The organism is Arthrobacter sp. C2 (genome assembly GCA_024207135.1).
Lineage (GTDB): Bacteria > Actinomycetota > Actinomycetes > Actinomycetales > Micrococcaceae > Paeniglutamicibacter.
Window position 1 is genome coordinate 908,218 of the sequence record CP042428.1, and the last position, 21,388, is coordinate 929,605.

Annotated in this window: 19 protein-coding genes and 1 tRNA gene; 6 read left to right on the forward strand and 14 right to left on the reverse strand. The window is 66.2% G+C overall.

Going from position 1 to position 21,388, the window contains the following annotated elements:
* The first annotated feature begins 78 nt into the window (after window positions 1-78).
* Both FPY90_RS04210 and FPY90_RS04215 read left to right on the forward strand, forming a co-directional pair.
* Window positions 79-1,074 carry an NADP-dependent oxidoreductase gene (locus tag FPY90_RS04210; protein WP_498683999.1) on the forward strand — a complete coding sequence of 332 codons (996 nt, stop codon included), beginning with the start codon at window positions 79-81 and terminating at the stop codon, window positions 1,072-1,074.
* 735 nt (window positions 1,075-1,809) lie between these two features.
* Window positions 1,810-2,082 (forward strand): alpha/beta fold hydrolase, encoded by a 273-nt coding sequence (locus tag FPY90_RS04215; RefSeq protein WP_498684001.1) that lies wholly within the window; start codon window positions 1,810-1,812, stop codon window positions 2,080-2,082.
* A 119-nt stretch (window positions 2,083-2,201) separates the two neighbouring features.
* On the opposite strand, the gene FPY90_RS04220 is transcribed toward FPY90_RS04215, so the two are convergent.
* Both FPY90_RS04220 and FPY90_RS04225 read right to left on the reverse strand, forming a co-directional pair.
* Window positions 2,202-2,915 (reverse strand): SDR family oxidoreductase, encoded by a 714-nt coding sequence (locus tag FPY90_RS04220; RefSeq protein ID WP_498684004.1) that lies wholly within the window; start codon window positions 2,913-2,915, stop codon window positions 2,202-2,204.
* A gap of 37 nt (window positions 2,916-2,952) precedes the next feature.
* A complete protein-coding gene (locus tag FPY90_RS04225) occupies window positions 2,953-4,029 on the reverse strand; it encodes an alkene reductase (protein ID WP_498684005.1) in 1,077 nt (358 codons plus the stop codon).
* A 163-nt stretch (window positions 4,030-4,192) separates the two neighbouring features.
* On the opposite strand from FPY90_RS04225, the gene FPY90_RS04230 reads away from it, so the two are divergent.
* On the forward strand, window positions 4,193-4,795 hold the full coding sequence (locus tag FPY90_RS04230) for a TetR/AcrR family transcriptional regulator (protein ID WP_498684007.1): 603 nt from the start codon (window positions 4,193-4,195) through the stop codon (window positions 4,793-4,795).
* A gap of 217 nt (window positions 4,796-5,012) precedes the next feature.
* Here the strand turns inward: FPY90_RS04230 and FPY90_RS04235 are convergent, their stop codons facing one another.
* The 5 genes from FPY90_RS04235 to gnd form a co-directional block, all read right to left on the reverse strand.
* Window positions 5,013-6,017 carry an aldo/keto reductase family protein gene (locus FPY90_RS04235; protein WP_498684009.1) on the reverse strand — a complete coding sequence of 335 codons (1,005 nt, stop codon included), beginning with the start codon at window positions 6,015-6,017 and terminating at the stop codon, window positions 5,013-5,015.
* A 47-nt stretch (window positions 6,018-6,064) separates the two neighbouring features.
* Window positions 6,065-7,777 (reverse strand): FAD-dependent oxidoreductase, encoded by a 1,713-nt coding sequence (locus tag FPY90_RS04240; RefSeq protein WP_498684012.1) that lies wholly within the window; start codon window positions 7,775-7,777, stop codon window positions 6,065-6,067.
* Between the two features lie 317 nt (window positions 7,778-8,094).
* Window positions 8,095-9,432 carry a type II toxin-antitoxin system HipA family toxin gene (locus FPY90_RS04245; protein WP_498684014.1) on the reverse strand — a complete coding sequence of 446 codons (1,338 nt, stop codon included), beginning with the start codon at window positions 9,430-9,432 and terminating at the stop codon, window positions 8,095-8,097.
* 68 nt (window positions 9,433-9,500) lie between these two features.
* A complete protein-coding gene (locus FPY90_RS04250; protein ID WP_071215402.1) occupies window positions 9,501-9,776 on the reverse strand; it encodes a helix-turn-helix domain-containing protein in 276 nt (91 codons plus the stop codon).
* 204 nt (window positions 9,777-9,980) lie between these two features.
* Complete coding sequence (gene gnd / locus FPY90_RS04255) at window positions 9,981-11,420, reverse strand: NADP-dependent phosphogluconate dehydrogenase (protein WP_498684016.1); 1,440 nt, start codon at window positions 11,418-11,420, stop codon at window positions 9,981-9,983.
* A 212-nt stretch (window positions 11,421-11,632) separates the two neighbouring features.
* Between gnd and FPY90_RS04260 the strand changes: the two genes are divergently transcribed.
* Entirely contained in the window at window positions 11,633-12,358 is a 726-nt protein-coding gene (locus FPY90_RS04260) for a FadR/GntR family transcriptional regulator (RefSeq protein ID WP_307579673.1), read from the forward strand.
* Window positions 12,359-12,643: 285 nt separating this feature from the next.
* Window positions 12,644-14,371, forward strand: coding sequence for a thiamine pyrophosphate-dependent enzyme (locus FPY90_RS04265; RefSeq protein WP_498684017.1), 1,728 nt, complete (start codon window positions 12,644-12,646; stop codon window positions 14,369-14,371).
* Window positions 14,372-14,486: 115 nt separating this feature from the next.
* Here the strand turns inward: FPY90_RS04265 and FPY90_RS04270 are convergent, their stop codons facing one another.
* The 4 genes from FPY90_RS04270 to FPY90_RS04285 form a co-directional block, all read right to left on the reverse strand.
* Window positions 14,487-15,539: a zinc-binding dehydrogenase gene (locus FPY90_RS04270; RefSeq protein WP_498684019.1), complete on the reverse strand. Its 1,053-nt coding sequence runs from the start codon at window positions 15,537-15,539 to the stop codon at window positions 14,487-14,489.
* Window positions 15,529-16,302, reverse strand: coding sequence for an SDR family oxidoreductase (locus FPY90_RS04275; protein ID WP_498684021.1), 774 nt, complete (start codon window positions 16,300-16,302; stop codon window positions 15,529-15,531). Before FPY90_RS04275 ends, FPY90_RS04270 begins: the two co-directional genes overlap by 11 nt.
* Window positions 16,303-16,348: 46 nt before the next feature.
* Window positions 16,349-17,752, reverse strand: coding sequence for a GntP family permease (locus FPY90_RS04280; RefSeq protein WP_217641910.1), 1,404 nt, complete (start codon window positions 17,750-17,752; stop codon window positions 16,349-16,351).
* 64 nt (window positions 17,753-17,816) lie between these two features.
* Window positions 17,817-18,332, reverse strand: coding sequence for a gluconokinase (locus tag FPY90_RS04285; protein WP_071215396.1), 516 nt, complete (start codon window positions 18,330-18,332; stop codon window positions 17,817-17,819).
* A gap of 296 nt (window positions 18,333-18,628) precedes the next feature.
* On the opposite strand from FPY90_RS04285, the gene FPY90_RS04290 reads away from it, so the two are divergent.
* Entirely contained in the window at window positions 18,629-18,814 is a 186-nt protein-coding gene (locus FPY90_RS04290) for a CsbD family protein (protein WP_071215395.1), read from the forward strand.
* A gap of 234 nt (window positions 18,815-19,048) precedes the next feature.
* On the opposite strand, the gene FPY90_RS04295 is transcribed toward FPY90_RS04290, so the two are convergent.
* The 3 genes from FPY90_RS04295 to FPY90_RS04305 form a co-directional block, all read right to left on the reverse strand.
* The gene (locus tag FPY90_RS04295) at window positions 19,049-19,423 is read right to left on the reverse strand and encodes a hypothetical protein (protein WP_071215394.1); all 375 of its coding nucleotides are present in this window, start codon (window positions 19,421-19,423) and stop codon (window positions 19,049-19,051) included.
* 382 nt (window positions 19,424-19,805) lie between these two features.
* Window positions 19,806-19,881, reverse strand: a tRNA-Val gene (locus FPY90_RS04300).
* A gap of 208 nt (window positions 19,882-20,089) precedes the next feature.
* Window positions 20,090-21,364: an MFS transporter gene (locus tag FPY90_RS04305; protein WP_071215393.1), complete on the reverse strand. Its 1,275-nt coding sequence runs from the start codon at window positions 21,362-21,364 to the stop codon at window positions 20,090-20,092.
* Window positions 21,365-21,388 lie beyond the last annotated feature (24 nt).

Consider the following 21,388-nt stretch of genomic DNA (forward strand, 5'->3'; position numbering starts at 1 on the left):
CTGATCCCCTTAACGCCAATTCTGCAGTTCCGGTTATCGCTGGCAGGCACTAATCATCGAACGTGAAGGAGCCATATCATGAAGGCTTTCGCTATTAGCCGGTACAAGGGTCCGCTGAAGGCAGTGGAAATCCCCGAGCCCGTGGTCGGCGAGCATGATGTCCTCATCCAGGTGCGAGCCGCGGGACTGAACCAACTTGATGAGAAAATCAGGGCCGGCGAGTTCAAGCAAATACTTCCCTATCAACTTCCACTAACCCTTGGACACGACGTTGCAGGTGTCGTACAACAAGTTGGTGCGAAGGTGCAGGCGTTCAAGCCTGGCGACGAGGTGTTTGGGCGCCCACGCAAGGACAGCATTGGGGCTTTTGCCCAACGAATCGCGGTGCCCGAAGCGGATTTGGCACTGAAACCGGCATCGATCAGCTTCGAGGAAGCAGGCTCAGTGCCGCTGGTGGCCTTGACCGCATGGCAGGCCCTGGTTGAGCGGGGCAGTGTCCAGCCCGGACAAAAAGTACTCATTCATGCAGGTGCCGGCGGGGTGGGCTCGTTTGCCATTCAGCTTGCCAAGCATCTTGGAGCGAGCGTAGCCACCACGGCCAGCGCATCCAACGCAGATTTCGTTCGCGAGCTTGGCGCCGACACCGTCATTGATTACCGGAGCGAGAACTTTGAACAGCTGCTCTCCGGTTATGACTTGGTGCTCGATAGCCTCGGCGGAGAAAACCTCAAGAAGTCCCTCCGTATCCTCAAGCCAGGCGGGAAGGCTATCGGTATCTCCGGGCCGCCGGACCCGGCCTTTGCCCGCGAGGCGGGCCTGAACCCGGTACTGCGCCTGGCGATCACCGGACTCAGTGCCGGAATTAGGCGCCAGGCCAAGGGCCTTGGGGTGAGTTACGAGTTCTTGTTTATGAAGGCCAGCGGCGAGCAGCTAAGTCAGCTCGCTTCCCTCATTGATGCGGGCGCAGTACGCCCGGTGGTTGGACGGGTCTTCCCCTTCGACCAGACCGTTCAGGCACTGGAGGGTCTTGCTCAGGGCGGTATCCGCGGCAAGGCCGTGATCAGCTTGCCCTAAGCGCGAACATCTGCCGAGCCCGGTCGAAACCGCTCGAAGCCCGTGCACCCAGGAACGTCTCATGAACACAAATAGTCATGTACCCAGTGGCACAGCTGCATCCTATAGGGATGCTCCGGGACGGAGCATCTCCGCAGACGGCGTTGGCTATGCCTACCGCGAGTTGGGCCCCAAGGGTGCAGTCCCGGTCATCTTCCTTGTCCATTTGGCAGCAACGTTGGATAGCTGGGACCCGCGCGTTGTTGACCCCATTGCCCGGGATCACCACGTCATCACCTTTGATAATCACGGGGGGCGCATCCACGGGTCAGGTTGCCGGCGATGTCAAAGAAATGACACAAGATGCGTACTCGTTCATCAAGGCCCTGGGTTTCGACACCGTAGATGCCTTTACGCTATCCCTCGGAGGGATGGTCGCCCAGAGCCTGGCGGTCATGCACCCCGAGTTGGTCCGCAAGCTTATTCTCATGGGAACCGGCCCCAAGGGCGGCAAGAGCACGGACAGGTTTAAGCCAACCACCTACCTCGACACGGCCCGTGCGGCGTTGAGCAGCTCGGACCCAAGGAGTTCTTGTTCTCCACTCGGGACGCCGACGGCAAGCGGGCAGCGAAGGAATTTGTGAAACGTCTTCAGGAACGCACTGCGGACCGCGATGCACCCATCTCATTCAAGGCGTTTCAGGCTCACTGAAGGCCATCAAAAACTGGGGCCGTGCGGCATCCATGGATCTGGCCATGACTATCCAGCCCGCCCAGATCGCCAACGGTGACGATGGCCGCATGGCGCTGACCCGTTTCTCCGAAGATCCGCACCAACGGATCAGCGGCTCCGAGCTGGTCATCTACCCGGGAGCGGGCCACAGAAGCATCTCCCCGTTCCACGAGCAATTCACTTCCTCAGCCATTGAATTCCTCGACCGGCCGCCTCTCAACAAAAACCCTACCCCCGGGGGCCGAGGACCCAACCACGTTTCCCTCCTGCCCAGAGGTTCCCACTCAACGGCATGAAAAGTAGCCAGCCCCAAGAGTTTGGGGCTGGCTACTTGTCATTGGTCATCCGTCGAAAGCGTGGGGCTCTGCAACCCGAGCGCTCCGCCGGCGTTCTTCATCACCGGCGGTGCACCCATTTACGTCGTCGTGCGGGCCAACTGCGGATACAGCGCTTCGAGTGGGGCGCTAAGCCCGGCCTTCAGCTGTTCCGATGTTTCATCGGCAAGAACCTCGTGCTTGCCGGCAGCAACGGCATCAAAGACGATGTTCACCAGGTCCGCCGGGGCGGTCTTCGGATCGGTCGAGTTCGCGGCCATGGGCGTGTCGACATAGGCAACGTGCACCCCGACGACGTGCACGCCGGCGGGGGCCAGCTCCAGGCGTAGCGAGTTCGTTGCCGACCACAGGGCCGCCTTGGTGGCGCTGTAGATTCCTGCGACGGCATACCAACTCAGTGCGGAGTGCATGTCGATCAGCACCGAGTTGTCGTTTGCCGACAGAGCAGGGGCAAACGCCCTGGCAACAAACAAGGGTCCGAGGAAGTTGGTTTCCACGTTGGCCCGGATTTCTTCGTCGGTGTGGGAAAGGATTCCGGCGCTGGCCACCGAGGCTCCGGCGTTGTTGATCAACACCGTCACGTCCCCGGCAGCGTCAACTGCTCCCTGGATGGATGCATGGTCGGTGACGTCCAGGGCCAGTGGAACGATCCGCTCGTCATCCCAGGCACGGGGATTGCGGGCGGTGGCATAGACCTTGCTCGCGCCACGGGCGAGGGCTTCGTGGACAAAATGGGTTCCGATGCCACCGTTTGCACCGGTAACAAGGACGACTGCGCCGTGAAGTGGAGACATGTTCTTGGGCTTTCTTTTGGTTGGAGGTGGGGCGAGACTAGGCGTGCGCCAAGGTGGGGTAATCGACGTATCCGGCTTCGCCGCCGCCGTAGAGGGTTGCCGGGTCCAGCTCGTTGAGCGGAGCATCGGTGCGCAGGCGTTCGACAATGTCCGGATTGGCCAGGGCGAATCGGCCCAACGGGGCAATATCGGCAAGGCCTGCGTCGATGTCGTCGGCAATCTGCTCGCGGGTGCGACCGTAACGGACAACCAGCAGCGCGGTGGGCCAAATCTCCCGGAGCGAGCGCAGCAGCTCGTCGTCGCCAACGTGGTGCAGGTGCAGGTAGGCAAGGTTCAGGTTCGCCAGTTCCCCGACCAGGTGGCGATACTGTGCCCGCACGCTTTCGGTCTCACCCTCGTTGATTCCACCCAGCGGCATGGCCGGGGAGAGACGAATGCCGACGCGGTCGGCCCCGATTTCCTCAACAATCGCCCGCGTGACCTCGATGACGAACCTGGACCGGTTCTCCACCGAGCCGCCGTATGAATCGGTGCGGTGGTTGGAGTTCGGGGAGAGGAACTGGTGCAGCAGGTATCCATTGGCCCCGTGGATTTCCACCCCATCGGCCCCTGCGGCAATCGCGGAGGCCGCGGCGTGGCGGAACTCGGCGATCACGGTGCCGATGTCATCGGGGCTGAGCTCACGCGGAACCGGCATCTTCTGCGGCCCGGTCGGCGTCACGATGTCCTGGTCTGCGGAGATCGCCGAGGGTGCCACGGGCACGCGGTGGTGGGGTGTGTTGTCCGGGTGCGCCGAGCGGCCGGCATGCATCAGCTGGATGAACAGCGAACCGCCGCCGGCGCGCACGGCTTCGGCGACCTTGGCCCAGCCAGCAATGTGCTCGGGAGTGTAGATACCCGGGGTGTTCAAATACCCCTGCCCGTCGGACGAAGGCTGCACACCTTCGGTAATGATGAGGCCGAGGGAAGCACGCTGCCCGTAGTACGCCGGGGCAAGATCGCCGGGAGTGCCGTCGGGATTGGCTCGATTGCGGGTCATGGGGGCCAGCGCGAGTCGGTGCGGAAGCTCTACGCGGCCGAGGGCGAACGGTTGCCAGAGAGAGGTCATGGCCATGGTGCAGAAGTCCTTTACTTGGGTGGATCGTGGACATCGGTACAGCAAGCGGCCAAGCTGAACGCCTTGGGCCCTCGTGGGAGAATGAATGGACACATGCCCACGCCATACCGACTCCACTCATAACTGAGTGTAGTCACATTTTATTCCCGAAAGGACCCTGATGCCAGTCGTCTCCCAGCCGATCGGCCGACGCGAGCGAAACAAGCAGGCCAAGCTCGACCGGATCGTGGCTGCCGCTCGAGAGCTCTTTGCCGAACATGGGGTGGATGAGGTCACCACGCAGCAAATCGCCGACAAGGCGGACATTGGCACCGGCACCCTCTTCCTCTACGCCAAGTCAAAGGGCGAACTGCTCCTGCTCGTGCAAAACTCCGGGTACGCGGATGCGCTGGCCAGGGGCAGGAGCGCCGCCGAATCAATCACCGATACCCTTGAGGCGGCCATGGCGATCGTCCGCCCGGTGGTGGAATGCAATCGAACCCAGATCGACAACGGTCGGACCTACCTGCGGGAAATGGTTTTCGGCGACCACGAGGAACCGCACCACCGCGACGCACTGGAGCTCTCGGCCCAGACCGAGGAAGCCGTTGCCGAGGTATTGCGGCGGGACAAACGCATTCAATCCGAAAATGCACCCGCGCTCGCTCGGATCATCTCCGCGATCATGTTCCTGGCCATGGCAGCCAGCGTCAACGCGACCAAGACCGTCGATGAGCTCGCACAGGACCTCCGGGCCCAGATCCGGGTCCTGTTGCAGGGCTGAAACCGCCTGCGGTGTGCTGACGATGAAGACGCCGAAGGCGGCCCGCAAGTGGCAGGCCTGGGCCGCTACCGGCAAGTCGCCCAACGCCACGCTCGCGGATCAGGCCGCCCGAAGTGCCTGATCCGCCTTGACGTGCCGCGGCACGGGCTCGGCCGGAAGATCATATGGGTGGCCGAGGCCCGGTAGCCGGCGGAGTGCAAGCCTGTTCGGACCCGGCTCAGGCCGGGCGCTGCTCCGGGCTGGTGGTCTTGGCCGGGTCCCGCTCGATCGAATCGCCCAGCGCCGCGTCGATGTCTGCCATCATTTCCGGCGGGATGACCACACCCGCGGCCTGCGCGTTTTCGGTGACCTGTTCCGGGCGCGAGGCTCCGACGATGGCCGAAGCCACGTTGGGATTCTGCAGCACCCAGGCGATGGCCAGCTGCGACATCGCCAGGCCCAAATCGGCGGCGACGGGACGGAGCTTCTGCACGCGCTCGAGCACCCCGGCATCCAGGAACCTGGCGATGGTGTTCATTCCGCCCAACGCGTCCGTGGCACGGCTTGCGGCCGGCGGCGGCTGGCCCGGCAGGTATTTTCCGGACAGCACACCCTGGGCCATGGGCGACCAGACGACCTGCGAGATTCCCAGTTCAGTCGCGGCCGGGACCACCTGTGCCTCGATCACGCGCCAGAGGGCCGAGTACTGCGGCTGGTTCGACACCAGGGAGAAGCCCGCCTCCCGGGCCAGCGACTGGCCCGCGCGCAGCTGCTCGGCGTTCCACTCCGAGACCCCGATGTACAGGGCCTTGCCGGAGCGCACGACATCGGCAAAGGCCGAGATGGTTTCCTCCAGGGGCGTGTCGTGGTCGTAGCGGTGGGCCTGGTAGAGGTCGACGTAGTCCATGTGCAGGCGCCGCAGCGAACCGTTGATGCCCTCCATGATGTGCTTGCGCGAGAGCCCGGTGTCGTTGGGCCCCTTGGGCCCCACGGGCCAGTAGACCTTGGTGAAGACCTCCAGGGACTCTCGGCGCCGGTTTTTCAGCGCCGCTCCCAGCACCTGCTCGGCGACCCCGTTGGCGTAGACGTCGGCGGTGTCGAAGGTGGTGATGCCCGCATCCAGCGCCGCCTGCACGCAGGCGGTGGCCACGTCGTTGTCGACCTGGGCGCCGTGGGTCAGCCAGTTGCCCAAGGTGATTTCGGTGATCTTGAGCCCCGAGGCCCCGAGGAAGCGGTAGTCCATGGGGCCGAGCCTATGCCCGGGCCCCGGGACGGACAAGGGGCCGGATGTCAGTCGGCCAGGGCGAGGTATTGGTGGGTGAAGGCAATGGACATGCCGCCCTCCCCGACCCCGGCGGCCACGCGCTTGACCGATCCGGAGCGCACGTCCCCGATCGCGAAGATCCCCGGCACGCTGGTTTCCAGCGCGAACGGGCGGCGCGACTGGTCCCAGGCGGCGGCGTCGGCCGCATCCGGCCCGGTGAGGATGAACCCGTGGCCGTCGCGCGCGATGTGCGCGGGCATCCACCCGGTGACGGCATCGGCGCCGATCATCACGAACACCGCCGGGCTGGGGCGCAGCTCGCTTGTGCCGCTCGAGGTGTCCAGGATTTCGATGGCGTGCAGGGACGTGTCCCCCTCCAGCGCGGTGATCCGGCAATTCGGCTGCACGTGGATGGCGGCGGTGGCCTCGATCTGCTCGATGAGGTAGCTGGACATCCGGGCGGCCAGCGAGGGCCCGCGCAGCAGCATGGTGACGGTGCGGGCATGCCGGGCGAAGAAGATCGCCGCCTGCCCGGCCGAGTTCCCCGCCCCGACGATGAAGATGTCCTGGCCCTGGGCCAGCGGCGCGTCGCTGTGCGCGGCCCCGTAGTACAGGCCGTTGCCCAGGAAGCGCTCGGCCCCGGCGATGTCCAGAGTCCGCCAGGCCACGCCGGTGGCCACGATGAGCGCGCGCGCGCGCAACGTGTCTCCCCCGTCGAGCGCGACCCGGCGGGACTCGGCGTCGATGCCGCAGGCGGTGCGGGTGACGACGATTTCCGCGCCGAGGCGGGTGGCCTGAGTCAGCGCGCGGGAGGCCAGGTCGTCCCCGGAGATCCCGTAGGGGAAGCCGGTGTAGTTCTCGATGCGGGTGGAGGTCCCGGCCTGCCCGCCGGGAGCCAGCTGCTCGATGACCACGGTGCGCAGGCCCTCGGCCGCGGCGTTGACGGCGGCGGTCAGCCCTGCCGGTCCCCCGCCGAGGATCACCACGTCGTAGTCGGTGGCGGCCGGCACCACCTCCAACCCCACGGCCTGGGCCGCAAGGCGCATCGGCGGGTCCGCGTACCGGGTGCCGTCGCGCAGCTCGAGTACCGGGTACGCGGCCCCGTCCTGCGGAGCCTCGAGGGTGGTGGTTTCGAAGGCTACGTGGTTGCGGGTCAGGAAGGTGGAGAGTTCGCGCACCTTTCCGTGGCGCCGCGGACCAATCACGCGGGCCACCGCATCGGGTTTTTCGGCCGCGAGCTCCTGCAGCGAGTCGAGGTAGCGCCGGGCCAGCGAACCGACCTTCTCCGGGACCGAGGGCGCCATGGCGGCCAGCGTGTAGTAGCCGGCCACGTCGAGCTTGATGATCCTCGCGGCCCCGGCTGCACGCCCGCTGGCCGGGAAGTTGGTGCTCAGGGTCAGCGGGACCTCGCCGAAGAACTGGCCGGGTTTGCGGGTGCCGATGACCCGTTCGATGCCGGCGACCACCTTGGTGATCTCCACCAGGCCCTCTATGACCACGATCAGGGCGCGTTCGTCGCCCTCGTGCAGGAAGTATTCCCCGTCCAGCAGGTGGATGTCTTCCACGGCCCCGGCCAGGTGGCCCAGCACCTCCGGGGGCAGCGGGGCGAAGGTCTTGACCGTGCGCAGTTCGTCGATGCCGATCATCGCCGTCCGGCCCCGGGCTCGATTCGGGGCGCTGAAGTCGCGGGCGTTGCGTGCTGCGGGAACCTGCTCATGTGCCGAATCTATGCCCGCCAAGATGCGGGGTCAATGGATGGGTGGGCGTCGCGTCCTGCCGTGTGTCTTTGGCACCCGACCCACCCTTGGGCACCTGCTGCCTGGGTGCCGGGGGGCGGGGTTCCTCGGCAGTCGAAACGTGGCCGCGGGCCTTGTGTCGTGCCGGGGAAGCCGGGCATTTCGGCAGGCCGGCGACTGGCCTGATATCCAGGTCGGCTAAAGTGCCCCGGGCGGTTCTCCGCTTGCCCACCGCGCCGAGGCCACATCGAAGCGGAGGAAGCACCCACCGAGGACGGTTGGCCGGTGACGGCCGAATCGCGATCCGCGGGATGAAGGGCTCAGCTCCGTTGGGGTTTGGCGCGGAAGTGGCCGGGCACGAGTTTTTCGCCCCGGTAGTGCGGGCCAATCCAGATTCGATCGCCCGTGGTCGGGCCCGTCACGGACCGGGTCCCTTTCCCCGGGGCGAGGTCGATCACGGTCGGTTCCGCACCAGCGTTAAGCTCCTGGACCCGTCCACGGTTTGCGCCCTCGAACGCCAGCTTCATCGATTCGACCTCATCCGATTCGGCGCCGAGCGCCAATGCATCCTGTGCCCAGTGTGAAACGGCTGCGTTGATCGCACGAAGCCGATCCACGGCCGCGGCACGTGTGAGCCGGAAAGAGTCCAGGTGGTCAAGGAGCTCCAGGACATTTCGGTCAGACACATCCCCGTCGGGAACCAACGGCGTTTCGGATGTCCCGCTTCTCATGGGGTTGACATCGAAGGAGGGAGACAGGCGCCAACCGCTCTCGTGCCGCAGCAGGCCATGGTTGCGCATGTGGTCGTCGATGTTGTTGACCATGGCCCCGAATGCGGCCCTGCTGAACATTTCGTTGGCATCCGCGGTCGGCGACGCGGATATCAGGGCGATTTCCCGTGCCAGCCTGACATAGTTGGGATGCTCGTAGGTATCCAGTTGAAGCGCTGTCCTGGCACTCATGTAGGGGATCCTGGTTTCCCCCACTCGGTCGAACCGCTCGGTGAGGAATATCTGGCTGTGGGAATTCAGCCGCATCAGCCGGGATGGCTGTACCCGGATGCCGGCCCGTTGCTGCAGCACCATTGCAACCATTTCCCAGAGTTGGACGTTGCCCCGGTCCGATGTCTTGGGAAACTTGGCCAGCAGCATCGTTCCGTCATCATCGCGAATCCAGGCCTTTGGCTGGGCACCTCCAGGAGAGGAACCGGCGCCGATGAGCAAGCTGTTTCGCTCGTCAATGACGCCGGTTTCCTCGTAGGTCCTTGCTTCGGCGGCCAATTCCGTGACATCACGGATCCCCGCCGATTCACCCCAGGTGGAAAGGAAGTTTCCGTTCTCGCGAAACCGCAGTGCCCCCTGCCTGGTCTTGTCGTTGACCAGGAGCAGCCTTGAGACCGCGGTGTTGCTTGGCATGGGGGTTTTCGTGGCTCTTGCCCGAAGCCTGGCCTGTTCATGCAGCAGCCGCTGCCCCCATGCATCCGGGGCGGCGTCCATGAACGAACCAAAGATCTCCCGCCCCATGGTGGGCCGCTGTTCGCCTCGGAGCAACGGCAATTCCGGAGAGATTTCGAAGGAGGACCCTTCCCCGAGCCAGGCATCGGCGTAGCTGAACGTGATGTGTTCCAGCGGCGAATGGCGTTCGGATTCCACCTCCATGGTGCCGGCCTTGGTGTCGTTGACAAGGACGTCGATGGTTCGAATTTCCCTGCGGGAACGAGAAGCCATCAGTTCCTCCTGGGAGCCCGTTGGCGGCTGAGCATGTAGGCCCGCGCTCGACCCAGATCCGTATTCAGCGGGTCGACCGCCGCATCGATCCGGTCACTGACGCCAAGCACCTTGGCGACCGTCAAGAAGTTTTCCAATTTGCCGCCCGTCCCCTGCTCCAGCTTGATCAAGGTGGAACGGGAGATGTTGGCCCGTTCGGCGACCAGCTCCTGGGAAAGCCCCAGGATGATGCGCCAATCGCGCAGGTGCACACCGAGCCGTTCCATTTCCATCATCTCGTCCACCTAACGTAGCTATTGACCAACTCTAGCATTGATAGCGTCTACATATAGCTACATTATCGCGCTATTTCAACTGCCCTGCAGGGATGCAGTGCAGGACCGTGCTTCCTCCAGGACGCCGCACGGACTGGGAAACCAGAAGGGGCGGAGCTTCCGGAAGAACCGGAGGCGCCGCCCCTGTGGGATGGGAACCGAAGACTAGTGGGTGTCCTCGGCCTCGATCTCGGTCTTGTCGCCGCTCCACTGGGTGTGGAACGAGCCTTCAACGTCGACGCGGTTGTAGGTGTGCGCGCCGAAGAGGTCGCGCAGGCCCTGGGTCAGCGCTGCAGGCAGTCGCTTGCGGCGCAGGCCGTCGTAGTAGGCCAGCGAGGAGGAGAACACCGGCACCGGCACGCCGAGCTGCACGGCGGTGGAGACCACGCGGCGCCAGGCCGGAAGCGCGGCGGCGATGGCCTCGGAGAAGGCGGGGGCGAAGAGCAGGTTGGCCGGCTTTTCCTCGGCGGCGTAGGCCTTGGTGATGTCGGCCAGCAGCGCGGCGCGGATGATGCAGCCCTCGCGCCACAGCGAGGCGATCTCGTCGAGCTTCAGGTCCCAGTTGTATTCCTTGCCCGCGGAGGTGAGCATGTCCAGGCCCTGGGCATAGGAGACCAGCTTGGAGGCGAAGAGCGCCTGGCGCACGTCCTCGACGAAGTTTTCGCCCAGTTCCACGGCGATCTCGTGCCCGGCCAGGACCTCCTGGCCGATGGCACGCTGGTCGCGCTGCGAGGACAGGCCGCGGGCGAACACGGACTCGGCGATGGCCGAGGTCGGGGAGCCGAGGTCCAGGGCGGACTGCACGGTCCAGCGGCCGGTGCCCTTCTGGCCGGCGGAGTCGACGATGACATCGACCAGCGGCTTGCCGGTCTTGGCGTCGACGTGGGCCAGGACCTCTGCGGTGATCTCGATGAGGAAGGAGGCCAGCTCGCCCTTGTTCCATTCGGTGAAGATCTCGGCCTGGGCCGCGGGCTCGATGCCGGCGCCGCTGCGCAGCAGGTCGTAGGCCTCGCCGATGACCTGCATGTCGGCGTACTCGATGCCATTGTGGACCATCTTCACGAAGTGCCCGGCACCGTCGGTGGAGATCCAGGCGCAGCACGGGGCGCCGTCGATGGCCTTGGCGGAGATCTTTTCGAGCATCGGGCCCAGCGCGTCGTAGGACTGCTTCGAGCCGCCGGGCATGATCGAGGGGCCCAGCAGGGCGCCCTCCTCGCCGCCGGAGACGCCGACGCCCACGAAGTGCAGGCCCTTTTCGGCCAGCGCGGCCTCGCGGCGGCGGGTGTCCACGAAATTGGAGTTGCCGCCGTCGATGATGATGTCGCCCTCTTCGAGCAGCGGCACCAGGGAGTCGATGACCGAGTCGACCGGGCCGCCGGCCTTGACCATGATCAGCACGCGGCGGGGAACCTCGAGGCTCGCGACCAGTTCCTCCATGGTCTCGGTGCGGATGAAATCGCCCTCGTCGCCGTGGGCTGCCAGCAGGGCGTCGGTCTTGGCGACCGAGCGGTTGTGCAGTGCGACGGTGTATCCGTTGCGGGCGAAGTTCCGGGCGAGGTTTGCGCCCATGACGGCTAGGCCGGTGACGCCAATCTGTGCAGGCATGAAGTCTCCATCGTTGCGATTTTGCTGGGCCGGGCGGATACCGGCACGAAAGAGCACCGGGCACGGCTCCGTGACTTCTTTCCACTTTAGTTTGTCCGGTGCATCCATTGCCAGACGAACACGCGCCGTTGCCATAAGTTGCCCCGGAAACGCGCGCTTTCGTCCGTGGTCACACGGGCGTTTGGGGACCGGAATACCGATAAGGTTGATTCATGCCCAAGTCTTTGCACCAACGCGCGATTGAACACGTCGGAAGCCGCATCGTCGACGGTTCCATCCCCGCCGGCGAAGTGATCCTGGCCGCAGAGCTGGAAAGCGAACTGGGTGTCTCGCGTTCGGTGATCCGCGAGGCGGTCCGCGTGCTGGCTTCGGCCGGGCTGGTGGTCTCCACCAAGCGTGTCGGGATCCGGGTGCTGGGCCCCGAGGACTGGAACCCCTTTGACCCGCTGGTGATCCGCTGGCGGCTGGCCGGGGGCGGCCAGGGGGCGCAATTGCGGTCGCTGACCGAGCTGCGAGTCGCCGTCGAGCCCATGGCCGCGGAACTTGCCGCGGAACACGCGCCGGCGGAATTCTGCGGCGAGCTGCTGAACCTGGCGGCCCGGATGCGCCATGCCGGACGTTCCGGGGACCTGGGCTCGTTCCTGGAACTGGATATCCGCTTCCACGCGATGGTGCTGGCCGCCTCGGGCAACGAGATGTTCGCGAACCTGGCCAATCCGATCGCCGAGACGCTGCGCGGGCGCACCGAACTGGGATTGATGCCCGAGCGTCCGCATGAGGAGGCCCTCGCCTGGCACCAGGCGGTGGCAGATGCGATCTCGGCCCACGAACCGCACCTGGCGCGGGAGTCCATGGAATTGATCATGCGCCGCACCAACCAGGAGATCTGCGGGGTCTGGGCGCACGCCCCGCGCCTCTTCCCGCAACCGCGCGCCTAGTCCGCCAGCCGTTCCAGGTGCGCGGGCCGCGGCCCGCGCACCTGCGGGAATCAATGTCCGCGCGGGGATGAGAAACCGGGGGCGCCGGAGCTATGCTGGGGCCATGTCCAGGTTCCCTGAGCCGTGCCGGAACTGCGCCCGCCGGGTGCCTGGCATTCCGTGCCCCGCACCGGATCCGGCCGTTCCGCATCCCCCGCACCGAGTCCCCGACTCCGGGTGCGGGCCCTGGCGCCAGCGGCGCGTCTCGCTTGCGGCATCCGGTTCGGTCGGCGGAGGGACACGAACGTGAGCACCGTTGCCGCAATGGTCGTCGAGGCGCTGGCCCGCCTGGGCGTGCAGACCGTATGGGGCGTGGTGGGCGACGCCCTGAATCCCCTGACCGACGCGATCCGCACCCACGGGGGAATCGAATGGATCGGGGTGCGGCACGAGGAGGTCGCAGCCTTTGCCGCAGGCGCCCAGGCCCAGCTGACCGGGACTTTGGGGGTGTGCGCGGGAACCGTCGGACCCGGTTCACTCCACCTGCTCAACGGCCTCTACGACGCGAAGAAGTCCCATGCGCCGGTGCTGGCGATCTGCGGGCAGGTGCCCAGCGGGGAAATCGGGTCCGACTTCTTCCAGGAGGTCAACAACGACGTGGTCTTCGCCGACGTGGCGCTGTTCGCGCACACCGTGACCTCGGTGGCGCAAATGCCGTACCTGCTGGAGCAGGCCGTCAACGCCGCGCTGGCCGGCCGCGGCGTCGCGGTGCTGAGCATCCCCGGGGACATCGGCGGTGCGGCGCTGCCCCGGGAGGCGCTCCCGCGGTTCGTGGACGTCGCGGCTCCCGTTGCCCCGCACCCTCAGGTGCTGGGGACCATTGCCAAGGAACTGAACCGGGCGCGCCGCATCACGATGCTGGTGGGCGCCGGCGCACGCGGCGCGCGGGAGCTGGTGCTGGACACCGCCCGGAAGCTCGCCTCCCCGATGGTGCTCACGCTCAAGGCCAAGGAGGGGCTGGAGGATGCAAACGTGTTCCAGGTGGGCCAGGCCGGGCTGATCGGCAACCCGGCGGCCGCCCACGCGCTGGAACGCTGCGAGGTGCTCTTGATGGTGGGCACCGATTTCCCGTACCGGGATTCCTACCCGTCGGGCAAGGTGGTCATCCAGATCGATGCGGCCGGTGCGCACATCGGGCGGCGCACGGCCGTGGACGTAGGGGTCGTCGGCGATGCCGGGCTCGCCCTGGCGGGGTTGCTGCCGCTGCTGGACACCAAGACCGACCAGAGCCACGTGCTCGATGCCCGCACCCGCTACCTGGCCTGGACCAAGCGGCACCTGTCGCTGGCGGACCCGGAGCACGACGCGCACCTCACCGGGAGGGTGCGGGCCATCGCGGACAACCCGGGCCACGCGATCCGGCCCGAGGCGGTCGCCGCCGCGATCGACCGGCTCGCCGGAGACGACACCATCTTCACCTCGGACACCGGCATGTCAACGGTGTGGCTGGCACGCTTCGTTACGATGCGCGGAACCCGGCGGCTGCTGGGGTCCTACAACCTGGGCTCGATGGCCAACGCCATGCCGCAGGCGCTGGGGGCCAGCGCGCTGGACCGCACCCGCCAGGTGCTGGCCTTCTGCGGGGACGGCGGGCTGAGCATGCTGATGGGCGACTTGCTCACCGCCGTGGCCTACGGCTTGCCGGTGAAGCTGGTGGTGTTCAACAACGGCCGGCTGGGCATGGTGAAGCTGGAGCAGGAGCAGGCCGGGCTGCCGGAATTCGGCACGGTGCTGGCGAACCCCGACCTGGCCGAGGTGGGACGGGCCTGCGGACTGCACGGCATCCGGGTGCAGGATCCGGGCGGACTGGAGGCGGCGATCTCCGAGGCGCTGGCGCACGAGGGGCCGGTGCTGCTGGATGTGGTGACAAACCCTGACGAGGTCTCGATCCCTCCGGACACCACGATCGGCCAGGCGTTGGGGTACGCGAGCGCCAGGCTCAAGGAGTCCCGGGCGCACCTACCCGGTGCCTGAACAGGATCGAACCCGGCGGGAAAACGGCGAAGGCGCCGTCCCGGTCCCCCATGAGGGAAACCGGGACGGCGCCTGGCGTGTCGTGCAGCTGCCTTCCGGATGGTGGCCGGAGGGCTTAGCCTTCGGCGGTGAAGCGCAGCAGCACCTTGCCCGATTCCGCGGAGTTCCTTGCCACGGCGAAGGCCTCCAGCGCATCGTCGACGCCGAACTCGTGGGTGACGACGGCCGAGACATCGAGGGTGCCGTCGGCCAGCGCTGCAAGCACGTCATCGATCTCGTCGTTGAACCGGAAGGAACCGACCAGCTCGAGCTCGCGGGTGATCGCCAGGGAGATCAGCGCGGGCTGTTCCCCGGAGGGCAGCAGCCCGACCATCACGATGCGCCCGCCGCGCACCGCGCCGCGGACGGCCGAGGCCAGGCCGTGGTGGTTGCCGCTGGCCTCGATGACCACGTCGGCTTCCACCGCGGCGATGGCGTCCGCGTCGTCGGCCTTCAGGGTCGCGGTCGCACCGGCGGCCGCGGCGATTTCCAGGGGACGATCGAACATGTCAACCGCGATGATCTCGGCGGTTCCGGCGCGCTTGAGCACCGCGACGGCCAGCGCGCCGATGGGCCCGGCGCCGATGACCATGACGCGCTTTCCGGCGACCTCCCCGGCGCGGGCCACGGCGTGCCAGGCCACCGCCGCGGGTTCGGCCAGCGCGGCATCGCGCAGCGAGAGCCCGGCGGGCAATGCGCGCAGCATCCGCGACGGCAGGTTCACGGTGGTGGCAAACGCGCCCTCGGTGTGCGGGTAGCGGGCCGCTGAGCCCAGGTAGGTGCAGCCCGGGGACAGGTTGGGCCGCTCCTGCGGGTAGCGTGCCCCGGTGCCGCCGGGGGTGGCCGGGTGCACGGCCACCATGGTGCCCGCGGCCGGTCCGGTGCCGTCGGCCGCGGCCGCCGTGACGGTGCCGACGATCTCGTGGCCCAGGACCATGGGTGCCTTGAGGATGGATTCCCCCGCCGCCCCGTGGCTCCAGTAGTGCAGGTCCGAGCCGCAGATCCCGCCGTAGGCGATGGCGATCTGCGCCTCGTGCGCCGCGGGTGTCGCGACCTCGATGGCCTCGACGCGCAGGTCGTTTGCCGCGTGGGCGACAACGGCCGTGGCGGTGGTGGTGTTAGACGACAACTGTCATTCCTCCGTCGATGAAGATGGTCTGGCCGTTGACGTAGTCCGAGCCGTCCGAGGCCAGCCACACGGCCGGCCCGGCCAGGTCGGCCACGGTGCCCCAGCGCCCGGCCGGGGTGCGGCCCAGGATCCAGGAGTTGAACTTTTCGTCGTCGACCAGGTTCTGGGTCATTTCGGTGTGGATGTAGCCCGGGGCGATGCCGTTGACCTGCAGCCCGGCCCCCGCCCACTCGGCGGTCATCGCGCGGGTGAGGTTGCGCAGCCCGCCCTTGGCCGCGGTGTAGGCGGCAATGGTGGGACGGGCCAGGTCGGTCTGCACCGAGCAGATGTTGATGATCTTGCCCGCCCCGCGCTGGAGCATGCCCCGGGCCGCTTCGCGGCCCACCAGGAACGCGCTGGTCAGGTTGGTGTCCAGCACGCGCTGCCAGTCGGCGACCTCGAGCTCCAGCAGCGGGACCCGGTGCTGGATGCCGGCGTTGTTCACCAGGATGCGGATCGGGCCGACCTCGGCCTCGATCGCGGCGATGCCGCCGGCCACCGCCTCGGCGTCCGTCACGTCGAACGCGTAGGAGAAGATGCGTTCCTGCCCAAAGCGTTCGGCGAACTCGGCGGCGGTTGCCGCCAGGGTCTCGGTGTTGCGCCCGTGCAGCACGATGGTCGCGCCGGCATCCGCCAGGCCCGCGGCAAGTTCCTTGCCGATGCCGCGCGAGGAACCGGTGACCAGAGCGATGCGGCCGGTGAGGTCAAAGAGGTTGCTGCCCATGAATCTTCCTTTGCTGGTGTGCGAGTCGTACGCAGGTGGAGTCTGCCTAGAAGGCCGCGGCGACGGCGTAGATCAGGTACGCGATGGCGAAGCCGATGACACCGACCAGTGCCTGGCCGACGGTCCAGACCTTCAGCGTGGTCTTGACGTCCATGCCGAAGAAGCGGGAGACCAGCCAGAAGCCGGAGTCGTTGACGTGCCCGGCGAACACGGAACCGGCGGCCAGGGCGAGCACGATGGCCACGACCTCGATCTGGTTCAGGTCGGCGTTGCCCACCACGACGGGCTGGATGATGGCCGCGGCGGTGGTCAGGGCGACGGTGGCCGAGCCCTGGGCGACGCGGACCACGGCGGCGATGATGAAGCCGGCGACGATGATCGGCAGGCCCAGGGCGTCAAGCGAGTCGGCCACGGCATCGCCGATGCCGCTGGCGCGCAGCACAGCCCCGAACATGCCGCCGGCGCCGGTGATCAGGATGATCGAGCAGACCGGGCCCAGGGCCGAGTCGACCACTGTCTCGATGAGCGTCTTGTCCTTGTTCTGCTTGTATCCCAGCAGGTACATGCCCAGCAGCACGGTGATGAGCAGGGCAATGGGGGTTTCGCCGACCAGGCGCAGGATCTGGACCCACTGGGCGCCCTTGTCCACGATCCCGGCCGAGGCCAGGGTGTTCAGTCCGGTGTTCATGAAGATCAGGATCAGCGGCAGCAGCAGCAGGGTCACCACGGTGCCCAGCTTCGGCTTGGAGGCGAAGTCGTGCTGTTCCTGTTCGGTGCCGGCGAGGATGTCGGGGATGGCGATGTTGAACTTGCGGCCCACGTACTTGCCGTAGAGGTGGCCGGCGAAGTACCAGGTCGGCAACGCGACGACGAGGCCCAGCAGCAGGACCAGGCCGACGTTGGCCTCGAGCAGGCCGGAAGCGGCAACCGGGCCCGGGTGCGGCGGCACGAAGATGTGCATGACCGAGAAGGCGGTGGCTGCCGGGAAGGCGTAGCCCAGGAAGGAGCCGCCCAGGCGGCGTGCCACGGTGAAGATGATCGGCAGCATGACCACCAGGCCGGCGTCGAAGAAGATCGGGAATCCGAAGAGCAGCGAGGCGATGGACAGCGCCAGCGGTGCGCGCTTCTCCCCGAACTTGTTGATCAGGGCGTTGGTCAGCACCTCGGCACCGCCGCTGGTCTCGAGCATGCGCCCGAGCATGGCGCCCAGGCCCACGAGCAGGGCCACGGAGGCCAACGTTCCGCCGAAGCCGCCGGTCAGGGTCGGTATCACCGAGGCCACCGGGATCCCGGTGGCGACGGCGGTCAACAGCGAGATGACAACCAGCGCCACGAAGGCGTGGATGCGCCATTTGATAATGAACAGAAGCAGCAGCAGGATCGCGCCCACGGCGATGGAGAGGAGCGCGGGGGTGCCCAGCGTCCAGTTCATGACTAACTCGTCGGTCATCATTGTCCTTCGGAGGTGTAAGTGGTCTCGGGTGGTGGGATGGAACCGGATGGTTCCGGGGGTGCTACGGGGTGTTCAGGGTCCTGGCCACCTGGGCCACGATTTCCTCGGGGGTGAGACTGACATCGACTTCGATGGCGGCCTCGTCCGGTTCGAGGGCTTCGAGGGTGCTCAGCTGCGAGGCCAGCAACGTCGGGGGCATGTATTCGTGGCTGCGTTCATCCAGGCGGTGCTGGATGAGATCGGCCGTGCCGCGCAGGTGGATGAAGACGGTGGACGGCTCGTGGCCGCGCAACAGGTCGCGGTAACTGCGCTTGAGTGCCGAGCAGGCGATGACGGCCGGCGTTCCGCCCTGGACGCTTTCGGAGAGTTCGTCTCCGATGGTTGCGAGCCAAGGAGTGCGGTCGCCGTCGTTGAGCGGATGCCCTGCAGCCATCTTTTCCTTGTTGGATGCGGGGTGCAGGTCGTCTCCGTCGATGAACGCCGAACCGAGCTTCTCGGCCAGCAAGCGCCCCACCGTGGATTTTCCGCATCCGGAAACGCCCATAACGATCATGGGCGGGTAGGCAGGGCTGTTCATCGTCACTCCATCGTGGAACCAGGCTAATGTCGGACATAACTACGTGATGCTCGACATAAATATGATTTATACAGACTAGGACGCGCACGGCCGGGGTGTCAACAGGGGGCATTGATCCAATCTTTCTAACAACCTCGGCAACCCCCGGATCGCCGTCACCGCGCGAAATCCGCGGTGCCCGCTCACCGATTCGACGCAGCCTTCCGGGCCGATTTGCAGCAGTTCCCAGCCAGCACCAAGGTTCTGTTCCTAGCGTGGTTAGGGTTCACGCAAGATCAACGAAGGGAAAACCCGCCATGGGACTCGGAGACAAGATCAGCAACAAGGCACAGGAAGTAGCCGGCGAGGCCAAGGAAAAGCTTGGCGACGCCACGAACAACGAGCAGCTGCAGGCCCAGGGCCTCAAGGACCAGGCCGCGGCAAAGGCCAAGCAGGCCGGGGAACACGTCAAGGACGCAGCCAAGGACATCACCGGCGGCTAGACCCCGGCACCAACCAGCCGAAGCGCCCCAACCCCCGCATGGGGGGTTGGGGCGCTTCCCTGTCCAGCCTCCCCTCGCACGAGGCCAAGACGCAGCCCTCCTGTGGCGGGCCCTTCCCGCCTGGCGTGGTCCGCGCAGCACGGCACGGACACCGGGTCACGGGAGGAACGCGTCCCGGCCAACGAAGCCTGGCCGGAACGGGGCCAGGTGCCGTGGCTCCCCCGCCGAACCACGTCAAATCTGGTTTCCAGCCCGCAGAAGTTCCGCGGCGTACTCGTCGAGGACAGCAAGGAACCCGTCGTGCTGCCACACACGGTTTCGCTCGTATCCCGAACGCTCCACGACAACACCGGCATCCTGGAGCTGGGCCAGCGCACACATGGCGCTGGTTTGCGCTGTCCCCACTAGCCCGGTGACCAGCTCCGTGTTCATGACAGGGTGAGAGACCAGTTGCGGCAGCAGCGCCCACGCCATGGCCTGTGGGCGCAGGCCGGCCAGCGACTCCCTGGCGGCGCCCAGCTCCAGCCCCAGCTTGTCGATCAGTCCGGCGCCCGAGTGCGCCGCGAATCTCGGAGCGGCTGCAAACTGCTCGGAAATCGGGCCGAGCATGGCAGAGGACGTACCCAACCGATCCCGGGCGTGGTTGTCGAAAAACGCACCAATGCCGATACCGCATCCTCGACGTCTGCCGCCGGCAGCGCGGGAACTTCGAGCTGGAGGTTGGCGATCTTCGGCGGGACCGCCGATTCGTACGGCCCGGATCCACGGGCAAGCTGCGCCCGCGAGTTCATTTCGTCCTGCTCGGCAAACCACTGATGGGTTTCAACGCTGATTGGCGGCACCCGCAATGAAACTGCTGGCATGATCCGCACATACCTACAGTTATCGTGAAGCTGTAAGCATGAAGTCGGCTTACTGGCGGTTCCGGCTGAAATGAGACGCAAAAAAGCTCCGGGTCCTGGAATCTCTTCCATGACGCGGAGCTTTTTATTGGTGGGCCCTACCGGGATCGAACCGATGACATTCACGGTGTAAACGTGACGCTCTACCAGCTGAGCTAAAGGCCCCGAAACAACAACTTTCTTCGGAAGATTTCCGTTCCAGTGCGTTGCAACAAGTAGATAATCTAATACACACATCCCTGACTTGGCAAATCGCCGGCGCGTGCCCGTCCCGGAGCACGCAAAGTTGCACCGGCGCCCGCGCCGGGTCGCCGGGCCCGCGTCGTCGGCAGGTCCCCAAGGACCACCTGCCAACGACGCAAGGCCTGGCTGGCTAGGCCTGCTTGTAGCGCTTGCGCACGAAGTAGAGGCCCACGAGGGAAATCACGGCAATTGCCATGTAGTAGAGACTCGGCGCATTCAACGACCCGGTGACGCTGAGCAGCCACGTCAGCACGAGCGGGGCGATGCCGCCAAGCAGCGTCACCCCGACGTTGTAGGTCACGGCCAGGCCGGTGCCGCGGATGGCCGCCGGGAATAGCGAAGACAGCAGCGCCGGCAACGGGCCGAAGTAGAAGGCCATGATCACACCCAGCAGGCCAATGACCAGGATCAGCATCGGGACCGTTGGCTTGGTGACCATCAGCTGGAACAACGGCCAGGCCAGCAGCAGTGCGCCGATCGCGGCATAGGTCATGACCCTGGCCGGACCGATCCGGTCGGCCAGGTGCCCCACGTACGGCACGCCGACCAGCACGACCAACCCGGCCACGACGCCGCCCAGGAACGCGGCGGTGGCGGGGATGCCCAGGTTCTTCACGGCAAAGGTCGGCATGTACAGGATCATGTACACCGAGATGGTTGCCACCCCGATGACCGCCGAACCTGCCAGCAGGCGGCCGTAGTGGTGCACAAACAGGTCCTTCAGCGGGGTCTTGGTCTTCTCTCCCTTGGTGAACTCCTCGGTTTCGTCGAGCTTGGCCCGGATATACAGGCCCACGGGACCGATCAGCAGGCCCACGAAGAACGGCACCCTCCAGCCCCAGCTGTACAGCGCCTCCTCGGAGAGCCACTGGGTCAACCCGTAGCCGAAGGCCGAGGCCAGCAGCATCGAGGCGCCCTGCGCGGCGACCTGCCACGAGGCATAGAAGGCCTTCTTGTGCGGGGCCGTTTCGATCAAGAAGGCGGTTGCCGTGCCGAACTCGCCGCCGGCCGAGAAGCCCTGGACCAAACGGGAAACCAGGATGATCACCGCACCCCACACCCCGACCTGGGCATAAGTCGGCGCGACCGCCATGATCAGCGTGCCGACCATCATCAGCATCAGTGTCAGCGTCAGGGCATTCTTCCGGCCCTTGCGGTCCGCGAAGCTGCCCAGCACCATGCCGCCCAGCGGGCGGATCACGTAGGAGATCGCGAAGGTGGCAAAGGTCAGCAGCAACGCGATCGTGCCGTCCGACTCCGGGAAGAAGTTCTCGGCAATAACGACGGCGAAGGTCGCGTAGACGATGATGTCGAACCATTCCAGGGCGGCACCGATCGAACTGCTGATCACCGCCTTCTTGGCGGCAGCGAGCTGCTGCGGGGTGGCGGCTAATGTCTCAGCCATGGGTTTCTCCTTGGGGGTGGATGT

Bases quoted from the DNA above. Each gene is read 5' to 3' on its own strand.
- FPY90_RS04210 (WP_498683999.1), top strand. From the start codon at position 79: ATGAAGGCTTTCGCTATTAGCCGGTACAAGGGTCCGCTGAAGGCAGTG.
- FPY90_RS04215 (WP_498684001.1), top strand. From the start codon at position 1,810: ATGACTATCCAGCCCGCCCAGATCGCCAACGGTGACGATGGCCGCATG.
- FPY90_RS04220 (WP_498684004.1), bottom strand. From the start codon at position 2,915: ATGTCTCCACTTCACGGCGCAGTCGTCCTTGTTACCGGTGCAAACGGT.
- FPY90_RS04225 (WP_498684005.1), bottom strand. From the start codon at position 4,029: ATGGCCATGACCTCTCTCTGGCAACCGTTCGCCCTCGGCCGCGTAGAG.
- FPY90_RS04230 (WP_498684007.1), top strand. From the start codon at position 4,193: ATGCCAGTCGTCTCCCAGCCGATCGGCCGACGCGAGCGAAACAAGCAG.
- FPY90_RS04235 (WP_498684009.1), bottom strand. From the start codon at position 6,017: ATGGACTACCGCTTCCTCGGGGCCTCGGGGCTCAAGATCACCGAAATC.
- FPY90_RS04245 (WP_498684014.1), bottom strand. From the start codon at position 9,432: ATGGAGGTGGAATCCGAACGCCATTCGCCGCTGGAACACATCACGTTC.
- FPY90_RS04250 (WP_071215402.1), bottom strand. From the start codon at position 9,776: ATGATGGAAATGGAACGGCTCGGTGTGCACCTGCGCGATTGGCGCATC.
- gnd (WP_498684016.1), bottom strand. From the start codon at position 11,420: ATGCCTGCACAGATTGGCGTCACCGGCCTAGCCGTCATGGGCGCAAAC.
- FPY90_RS04260 (WP_307579673.1), top strand. From the start codon at position 11,633: ATGCCCAAGTCTTTGCACCAACGCGCGATTGAACACGTCGGAAGCCGC.
- FPY90_RS04275 (WP_498684021.1), bottom strand. From the start codon at position 16,302: ATGGGCAGCAACCTCTTTGACCTCACCGGCCGCATCGCTCTGGTCACC.
- FPY90_RS04280 (WP_217641910.1), bottom strand. From the start codon at position 17,752: ATGACCGACGAGTTAGTCATGAACTGGACGCTGGGCACCCCCGCGCTC.
- FPY90_RS04285 (WP_071215396.1), bottom strand. From the start codon at position 18,332: ATGAACAGCCCTGCCTACCCGCCCATGATCGTTATGGGCGTTTCCGGA.
- FPY90_RS04290 (WP_071215395.1), top strand. From the start codon at position 18,629: ATGGGACTCGGAGACAAGATCAGCAACAAGGCACAGGAAGTAGCCGGC.
- FPY90_RS04295 (WP_071215394.1), bottom strand. From the start codon at position 19,423: ATGCTCGGCCCGATTTCCGAGCAGTTTGCAGCCGCTCCGAGATTCGCG.
- FPY90_RS04305 (WP_071215393.1), bottom strand. From the start codon at position 21,364: ATGGCTGAGACATTAGCCGCCACCCCGCAGCAGCTCGCTGCCGCCAAG.